4 protein-coding genes are annotated in these 6,566 nt (G+C 69.5%); 1 reads left to right on the forward strand and 3 read right to left on the reverse strand.

Features of this window, described 5'->3' with window-relative positions:
- The first annotated feature begins 23 nt into the window (after window positions 1–23).
- Complete coding sequence (locus ABIB29_RS09050) at window positions 24–3,197, forward strand: HAD family hydrolase (protein WP_354172012.1); 3,174 nt, start codon at window positions 24–26, stop codon at window positions 3,195–3,197.
- A 22-nt stretch (window positions 3,198–3,219) separates the two neighbouring features.
- On the opposite strand, the gene ABIB29_RS09055 is transcribed toward ABIB29_RS09050, so the two are convergent.
- The 3 genes from ABIB29_RS09055 to ABIB29_RS09065 form a co-directional block, all read right to left on the reverse strand.
- Complete coding sequence (locus ABIB29_RS09055; RefSeq protein ID WP_354172013.1) at window positions 3,220–4,227, reverse strand: zinc-dependent alcohol dehydrogenase family protein; 1,008 nt, start codon at window positions 4,225–4,227, stop codon at window positions 3,220–3,222.
- Between the two features lie 63 nt (window positions 4,228–4,290).
- Window positions 4,291–5,235, reverse strand: a complete 945-nt coding sequence (locus ABIB29_RS09060; protein WP_354172015.1) for a universal stress protein — start codon at window positions 5,233–5,235, stop codon at window positions 4,291–4,293.
- Between the two features lie 74 nt (window positions 5,236–5,309).
- Complete coding sequence (locus ABIB29_RS09065) at window positions 5,310–6,455, reverse strand: YihY/virulence factor BrkB family protein (RefSeq protein ID WP_354172017.1); 1,146 nt, start codon at window positions 6,453–6,455, stop codon at window positions 5,310–5,312.
- Window positions 6,456–6,566 lie beyond the last annotated feature (111 nt).

Raw genomic sequence — 6,566 nt, forward strand, 5'->3', positions numbered from 1 at the left:
CGGATGGCTGATACGACTGTGGCATGACGGAGTCGCCCACCCTCGCCGCCGCACTGGCGCCCGTCGATGCCGTGATCTTTGACCTCGACGGGGTGGTCACGGACACTTCGGAGCTCCGCGCGGCGGCCTGGAAGCAACTCTTTGACGAGGTCCTCCAGGACCCGCGGCTTCCGGCTGGGACCCGCCGGGACCCGTTCAGCACCGATGACTACCTGGACCTGGTGGCGGGCCGGACCTGGGAGGACGCGGTAGCCACCTTTCTGCGCTCCCGCGGCGGGGCCATTCCGGACGGCGCACCCTCGGATGGTTCCGGGGTGTGGAGCGCCTTCGGCCTCGCAGCACGCCAGAATGAACTGTTCGACAAACTGCTCAGCACCAACCCGGTCCGGGCTTTCCCCGGCACCGCGGACCTGCTCGGCAGACTGAAGGCCGGCCGGATCCCCGTGGTGCTCGCCACCTCCGCGAGGAACGCCGGCGCGCTGCTGGCCGCCGCAGGGCTCGCGGACGTCTTCGATTACATCATCGACGGGCAGACTGCCCTGGAGCGCGACGTCGCGGGAAAGCCGGCCCCCGCGCTGCCGCTGGAAGCGGCGCGCCGGCTGGAGATCCCGCCCGCCCGGGCGATGGTCATCGAGGAATCAGTCGCCGGGGTGGAGGCCGGCCGGCGCGGCGGTTTCGGCCTGGTGGTCGGCATCGACCGGGCCGGGCGCCGGGATCCGCTGGAAGCGGCGGGCGCCGACGTCGTCGTCGAGGATGTCAGCCAACTGGACATCGGCCTCGTCATCAAGCACCCGTGGCTGCTGGTCTACGAGGGCTTCGACCCGGCGCACGAGGGCCACCGGGAAGCCCTCACCACACTGGGCAACGGTTACCTGGCCACCCGGGGAGCCGCGCCGGAGCACCGGGCCGGGGCAGTGCACTACCCCGGCAGTTATCTCGCCGGGGTCTACAACAGCCTGCACAGTGTGGTCCAGGGCGAGGAATCCGACGACGAGCACATCGTCAACATCCCCGACTGGCTGCCACTGGATCTCCGGATCGACGACGGCGCCTGGTGGTCCGCGGGCGGGCTCACGCTCCGCAGCGAGCGGCGCACCCTGGACCTGAAGCGGGCGGTGCTGACCCGGGAGGCGGTCCTGGAGGACGACGCCGGGCGGCAGCTCCGGCTGCTGCAGCGCCGCCTCGTGTCCATGGCCACGCCGAACCTCGCCGCCCTGGAGACCGTCATCACAGCTGTCGGCTGGAGCGGCGGCGTCAGCATCCGCAGCGGCTGCGACACGGACGTCACCAACTCCAATGTCCCCGAGGACGCGGCCCTGTCCAACCGGCACCTTGGGTCCGTCAAGGTTGAAAGCTCCGGGGCCGGCCCGGGCACCGCCGGCCTCACCGTGCAAGCCCGGACCGTCACCAGCGGGATCGGGATCGCCCTCGCCCTCCGGACGGAAGTGTCCGGAACCGACGGACCGGCCGGGCACGGAATTCCCGAACAGCTGGGCGGTCTGCACACCCACCGCTTTGAGCTTTCCGTGGCTGCGGGGGAACCGCTGACGGTACTCAAAACCGTAGCCGTGGCGTCCTCCCGCGATCACGCCATCGCCTCCCCACTGACGGCAGCCCGGGCCGTTCTGGCCCGCGCCCCGGGCGGTTTCGCGGCGCTGCAGGCCGAGCACGAGGCCGCGTGGGCGATCCTGCTTGACCCCTTCGTCATCGAAATGGATGACAGCTCGCAGGCGCAGCTCATCCTCAACCTCCACGTCTTCCATCTGCTGCAGACGCTCACCACCCATACCGCCGAACTGGACGCGGGCGTACCGGCCCGCGGACTGCACGGCGAGGGCTACCGGGGCCACGTCTTCTGGGATGAACTCTTTGTTCTCCCGCTGCTGAACTCCAGGCTGCCCTCGCTCGCGCGGGAGCTGGTCGATTACCGGTGGCGGCGGCTCGGCGCAGCGCGGGACGCGGCCCGGGCAGCGGGGCTGAAGGGGGCGATGTTCCCGTGGCAAAGCGGCAGCGACGGCACGGAACAGACGCCGAAGCTGCTGTTCAACCGGCGGTCCGGGCACTGGATTCAGGATCATTCCCGGCTCCAACGGCATGTTGGCCTCGCTGTCGCGTACAACGCCTGGCAGTACTTCGAGGCCACCCAGGACCGCGGCTGGCTGACCGAGCACGGCGCGGAAATCATCGTCGACGTCGCCCGGTTGTTCGCGTCGATGGCCGAGTTCGACCCGGCCGATGACCGCTTCCACCTCCGGGGCGTGATGGGACCGGACGAATACCACACCGGATATCCGGGCGACCCCGGCGGCGGACTGAACGACAACGCGTACACCAACATCATGGCAGCCTGGGTGTTCGACCAGGCCGTCTGGATCATGCATTCCGTCCAGGGCTTCGACATGGAGGAACTGCGTGCCCGGCTGCTGGTCACCGCCGCCGAGATCGAGGCCTGGGAGCACCTCAGCCGCCGCATGTTCGTTCCCTTCCACGACGACGGCGTCATCAGCCAGTTCGACGGCTACGACGCGCTGCGGGAACTCGACTGGAAGCATTACCGCCGCAGCTACGGACTCATCGAGCGGCTGGACCTGATCCTGGAGGCGGAAGGGGACAGCACCAACCACTACCGGCTGGCCAAGCAGGCCGACGTCCTGATGCTGCTGTACGTCCTGGGCGAGGACCAGCTCATCGAATTCCTGGCCCGGATGGGCTACGCCGTCACTCCCGCTCAGATGGCCGCCACGGTGGACTTCTACCTGGCCAGGACGGCGCACGGATCCACGCTCAGCCGGGTGACCCACGCGTCCGTACTGGCGCAGCGGGACCCCGACCGGGCGTGGGCGGTGTTCCGGGAGGCCCTGGACGCGGACCTGGATGACACCCAGGGCGGAACCACCAGCTTCGGCATCCATCTGGGTGCGATGGCCGGGACGATCGACGTCGTCCAGCGCAGCTTCGCCGGTCTGCGGATCACGCGCGACGCCCTCGACTTCGCGCCCCGACTGCCCGCCGAACTGAGCCGGGTAGACTTCCAGGTCCGCTACCGGGACCAGATGCTCGCCATCCAGCTGGAACGCGACCGGCTGACGGTGTCGGCGGCCCCCGGTGACGCCGCCCCGGTGCTGGTGCGCGTAGGAGTCCAGCGGGTGCTGCTCAGAGCGGGCCAGGAACAGGTGTTCCTGCGCAAGGACAGCTGAGCCGGTTGGTGCGCCGGGCCGGCTACGGAGCGTCCATCCGGAGCACGGCTGCTCCGGTGACCCGGTCCTCCGACAGATCCAGCAGGGCCTGGTCCGCGGCCGAGAACGGATAGGACACCGTGGTGGGGCGCAACGGAATTTCCGCGGCGACGCGGAAGAACTCCTCGCCGTCGGCCCGGGTATTGGCGGTGACACTGCGCAGCTGGCGTTCCTGGAACAGCTCCGTGGCGTAGTGCAGCGGCGGAATGTCACTTAGGTGGATGCCGGCGACGGCGAGCGTGCCGCCCCGGTCCAGGGCACGCAGGGCCACGGGAACCAGGCTGCCGGCTGGGGCGAAGAGGATAGCGGAGTCCAGCGGATCCGGCGGTTGCTCTTCGGCGCCGCCGACAAAGGTCGCCCCCAGCTCGTGGGCGAGTTCGCGCGCTTCCTCGGACCGGGTCATCACATACACGCGCGCGCCCTGGAAGAGCGCAATCTGTGCCGTCAGGTGCGCGGACCCGCCGAAGCCGTAGATTCCCAGCCGTCCGCCGATGGGCAGGTCGGCACGGCACAGGGCGCGGTAACCAATGATTCCCGCGCACAGCAGGGGTGCGGCCTCGTCGTCCGTGAAGCTTGCCGGGAGCCGGTAGGCAAAGTTCTCGGCCACCGTGATGAGTTCGGCGTAGCCGCCGTCGCGGTCCCAGCCGGTAAACACGGGGGAGAGGCAAAGGTTCTCCTGGCCGCGCAGGCAGAAGCGGCAACTGCCGCAGGTTTTTCCGAGCCAGGCAACCCCCACCCGGTCGCCGGGGGAGAACCGCGTGGCGCGGGCCCCGCACGTGATGACTTCGCCGACAACTTCGTGTCCCGGGATGACGCCGGGGCGCCGCGGCGCGAGGTCGCCCTCGGCCAGGTGCAGGTCGGTGCGGCAGACTCCGCACACCCGGACCCGCAACAGCACCTCCCCGGGACCCGGCCGGGGATCGGGACACTCGTCCGGCACCAGGGGGCCGCTTCTCATCGGCCCGGGCTGTCCTACCCGCCAGGCTCGCACGGGCGTCCTCCTCTGCTAGAACCTCCAGCTCCCCTCTGAAGGCGGTGGTCCGGTGGAGCGGGGTCAGCGCGTTATCAGGACGTTGCCGCGCGCCTTGTTCAGGATGGCCGTGACAGTATTGCCCGGGCCGCCCTCACGATTGTGGGTTCCAATGACCAGTACTTCGGCCTCAGCCGCGGCGGCCAGCAGTTCCTTGGACGCCGCGTGGCCCTCCCGCAGGACCCCTGAGATCGACAGCTCCGGGGCCAGGTTGCGGGCCTCCTCGAGGGTGTGGTCCAGGAGTTCCTGGCCGCGCAGCGGGCCATGCCGTCCGTGGCCTTCCCGGGTGCCGCCGCGGGTCTGGTCGATGTGGACGATCTGCAGGGCGGTGCCAAGCATCCCGGCCAGCCGGACGGCCGCGGCCAGCGCCGCCGAACTCCGGGAGGTCCCGTCGATTCCAACAACAACCGGGCCAGCGGCCTGGCCGGGGCTGCGCAGGCGGCGGATAACCACCAAAGGGCAGGGGGAGGAACCGGCCAGGTCGAGACAGACTGATCCGGCCACGTGCCCCAGCACGCCGCCCAGTCCGCGGCTGCTGACCACCAGCAGGCGGGCATTACGGGCAGCGTCGCGCAGTACCGCAGCCGGGAGACCGGTTTCCATGACACCCTCGACGCCGGATTCGGATTCCGAGGCGGCTGTTGCGACGGGGCCGGATTCCGCGGCGGCTGTTGCGGCCCGGCCCCGCGCGGGCCGGCCATGCGCGGCGGCGACATCCGCGCGGGCCAGGTCAACACCTTCCGCCAGGACCACCTCGGCGGCGTACCGCAGCCCGCTGCCTTCGACGCCCTTGACCGGTCCGAGCTTCTTGGTGAAGATGGGCCAGACCCAGGCATGCACCACGCGGAGCCGGTACCCGCCGGCGGCCGCGTACTCCGCGGCCCACCGGACGGCTGCCTGCGCTGCTTCGGACCCGTCGTAGCCCACTGCCACGGTGGTGCGTTCGTCCCCTGCGGCGGGTGCCGTCATGCGTCCTCCCGGTCAGCCATGTCCGCCTCCGGGCGGCACTTTGCCCCCAGTAGAACGCAAGGCCCCGGAAAGGGCTAGGGGCTTTGGTCCCGCGGGTTGCGGGGCTGGTCCCGGTCGGACCGGGTGTCCGTGGCGGTCTCCGTGTTGGCGGCGCTGTGCTGTTCGCGGAGTTGGCGGCCGTGTTTGATGTCTTCTTCTTCTTTTGCCTGGAGTTTGTCGCTTTGTTTGGTGTCGCGGGGTGGCAGTTGGATGGTTTCCTCGGCTTCGATGCCGGCCTGGAGTTGGCGGCCGCGTTCCATTTCGGCGTCGAATTCGGCGCCGAAGAGCAGTGACATGTTCAGGATCCAGAGCCAGAGCAGGGATACTATGACGCCGCCGATGGTGCCGTAGGTTTCGTTGTAGCTGCTGAAGTTCGCGACGTAGAACCCGAAGGCCAGGGACGCGAGCAGGAAGATGACCAGCGCGATCAGGGATCCGAGGCTCATCCAGCGGAACTTGGGCTGCTTCACGTTCGGGGTGGCGTAGTAGAGGATGGCGATCGCGGCCACGACGAGCAGGATGATGAGGGGCCATTTGGCGATGTTCCAGACGGTCAGGACCGCCCCGCCCAGGCCCAGGGCGCTCCCGACGGACTCGGCGACCGGGCCGCTGAGGACCAGCATCGCGGCGAGCAGCACCACGATCAGGACGGTGGTGATGGTCACGGCGAGCATGGTGCCACGGAGTTTGATGAAGGGCCGGCCCTCGTCGATTTCGTAGATCCGGTTCATGGCCCGGCCGAAGGCCCCGACGTAGCCGGAGGCGGACCACAGCGCGGTGAGGATACCGATGACCAGGGTCAGCCCGGCCGCGGAGGAGCTGCTGAGCTGCTGGACCGGTTCGCGGATCGCGTCGACCGTGTCTCCCGGGGCGAAGCCCTGGACGATGTCCAGCAGCGCCCCGGTGGTTTTCTCGGGCTGGCCGAAGATCCCCAGCAGGGACACCAGGGCCAGCAGCGCCGGGAAAATGGACAGCACGGAGTAATAGGTCAGGGCCGCGGCGAGGTCCGGGCACTGGTCCTTGGTGAATTCGCGGAAGGTCTTCTTGGCGATGTACCGCCAGGAGGGTTTGCTGACGTCCGTGGGGCTGTCGGGTTTGCGTCCGTCATCCGGGGCGGGCGCGGTGCGGGACTTGGCGGTGCTGCTCTCCTGCGTTTCGGCATCGGCGGGGTTCTGGGACATGGCGGGTTCTTCCTTCGGGGGTTTTAAGTGCGTCAGGCCGGCCGCCCGGCGCGTGAGCGCTGGACGGCCGGCCGGGTGCCAGCGGGATCAGGCCTGCTGGACGTTGTCCCT

The organism is Arthrobacter sp. UYEF36 (assembly GCF_040547025.1).
GTDB lineage: Bacteria > Actinomycetota > Actinomycetes > Actinomycetales > Micrococcaceae > Arthrobacter.